This window comes from Actinoallomurus acaciae (assembly GCF_042429965.1).
Taxonomy (GTDB): Bacteria; Actinomycetota; Actinomycetes; order Streptosporangiales; family Streptosporangiaceae; genus Actinoallomurus; species Actinoallomurus acaciae.
Genome location: NZ_JBHLZP010000846.1, coordinates 1 through 2,336 on the forward strand (window position 1 = coordinate 1; position 2,336 = coordinate 2,336).

At 72.9% G+C, this 2,336-nt stretch carries 3 protein-coding genes; all 3 read left to right on the forward strand.

The genetic code is table 11. The annotated features are described in order from the left end of the window. On the forward strand, positions 1-472 hold a 472-nt coding region (locus tag ACFFNX_RS47930), incomplete at its 5' end, for an acyl-CoA dehydrogenase family protein (protein WP_378213095.1). Beyond that, a complete protein-coding gene (locus ACFFNX_RS47935) occupies positions 472-1,644 on the forward strand; it encodes an acyl-CoA dehydrogenase family protein (protein ID WP_378213096.1) in 1,173 nt (390 codons plus the stop codon). The genes ACFFNX_RS47930 and ACFFNX_RS47935, both read left to right, overlap by 1 nt. A 19-nt stretch (positions 1,645-1,663) precedes the next feature. Further along, on the forward strand, positions 1,664-2,336 hold a 673-nt coding region (locus tag ACFFNX_RS47940; protein ID WP_378213097.1), incomplete at its 3' end, for a Zn-ribbon domain-containing OB-fold protein.

Genomic DNA, 2,336 nt, shown 5'->3' on the forward strand with positions numbered 1-2,336 from the left:
GGTGAGCGCCGGCGCCCTGCTCGGCGCCGGGGCGTACGAGACGCTGCTCGGGCACGCCACCGCCGGGGCCGTCGCCACCGCCTCCGGCGCGCTCGCCGCCGCACTCGACCTCACCACCGGGCACGTCAGAACGCGTGAGCAGTTCGGCCGCCCGCTGGCGGAGTTCCAGGCCGTCACGATGCAGATCGGCGACGTCTACATCGCCAAGCGGGCGCTCGACGTGGCCATGTGGGCCGGGGTCTGGCGGCTCGCCGAGGGCCACGACGACGCCGCCGAGGTGCTCGCGGTCGCCGCGTGGGCGGCCTGCGAGGGCGCGCTCCAGGCCCTCTACACCTGCCAGCACCTGCACGGGGGCCTCGGCCTCGACGTCACCTACCCCCTGCACCGCCACTTCGCCTGGGGCAAGCACTACGCCCACCTGCTCGGCGGCGCGGAGGCCCAGCTCGACACGATCGGAGCTCTGGTGGCCTGATGTTCATCGACCTGACCGCCGAGCAGCGGGCCCTGCGCGACGACCTGCGCGGCTACTTCCGCGACTGCCTCACCGCCGGGGAGCGCGAGCGGATCGCCGAAGATCCGTTCGGCCCGGCGTACATGGAGCACTGCCGCCGGCTCGGCCGCGACGGCCTGCTGGGCATCGCGCTGCCGGAGGAGTACGGCGGGCGCGGCTTCGGCCCGGTCGAGCAGCAGATCTTCGCCAACGAGATCGCCCGCGCCGAGGTGCCGTACCCGATCATCACGCTCAACACCGTCGCGCCGACGCTGGTGCAGTACGGCACCGAGCAGCAGAAGAAGCGGTTCCTGCCCCGCATCCTCGCGGGGGAGTGCCACTTCGCGATCGGCTACAGCGAGCCCGGCGCCGGCACCGACCTGGCCGCGCTGCGCACCACGGCGGTCCGCGACGGCGACCACTACATCGTCAACGGCCAGAAGATCTTCACCTCCGGCGCGCACCAGGCCGACTTCATCTGGCTGGCCGCGCGCACCGACCCCGGCGCCGCTCGGCACAAGGGCATCTCGATGCTCATCGTCGACTGCGCCGACCCGGGCTTCTCCTGGACGCCGATCGTCACGATGGACGGCCGTCACCACACCAACGCCACCTACTACCAGGACGTCCGTGTGCCGGCCGACCTGCTCGTCGGCGAGGAGAACCGCGGCTGGGACCTCATCGTCAACCAGCTCAACCACGAACGCGTCACCCTCGGCCCGGCGGGCAACCTCGGCCACACCTACGACCGGTTCGTCCGCTGGGCCCGTGCGAAGACCGGCCGCGACGGACGGCCCCTGATCGAGGAGCCGGCGGTCCGGCGCGCGGTGGCGCGGGTGCACGCGTTCCTGCGCGTCAACGAGCTGCTCAACTGGCAGGTCGCCGCGGGCATGGACCTCGGCTGGCTCGGTGCGGCGGACGCCTCGGCGACCAAGATCTACGGTTCGGAGCGCATGCAGGACGCCGGGCGCGTCGTCGGCGAGATCCTCGCGCGGTACGGCGACCCCGGCGACGAGGAGACGCGCGAGCTGATCGACCGCGTCGACCACGGGGTCAAGGGCGGCCTCGTGCTGACCTTCGGCGGCGGGGTCAACGAGGTGCAGCGGGAGATCATCGCCATGATCGGCCTCGGCCTGCCGCGGGCCCCGCGCTGACGCATCGCGAGGGAGAGACATGCACGACCGGCTGATGGCGCTCGCGGACGAACTCGCGGCCGAGGGCGAGAGCGCCGCCAGGGCCTGCCCCGACCCGGTGAACGCCGCGATGATCCGCAACTGGACCCGGGCGCTCGGCGACCGGAGCGGCCGCTGGTCGGAACACGCCCCACCGGCCATGATCCAGGTCTGGTCGATGACCGGTCCCGGCGACCGGACGGACGAGGGCGATCCGGCAGAGAGCGCGCCCGATCGGATCCTGTCGCTGCTGGATGAGGGCGGCTACACCGGTGTGGTCGCCACCAACTGCGAGCACACCTACGACCGGTACCTGCGGCTGGGCGAGGAGCTGTCGACCACCGTACGGTTCGGCGACGTCACCGGCCCCAAGCGGACCGCCCTCGGTGAGGGCTACTTCGTCACCTGGTACGAGCGCTGGTACTCCGGCGGCGAGCGGGTCGCGGAGATGCTGTTCCGGGTGTTGAAGTTCAAGCCGCGCGGCGACGCCCCGGTGATCCCCTCCGACGGGCGGTACCCGCTGCGCCCCGCGGTCGGCCCCGACACCCGGTTCTTCTGGGACGGGGCGCGGGCCGGTGAGCTGCGGATCCAGCGCTGCGCCGAGTGCGGCGCGCTGCGCCACCCGCCCGGGCCGATGTGCCCCGCCTGCCACGCGACCAAGCGCGACCACGTCG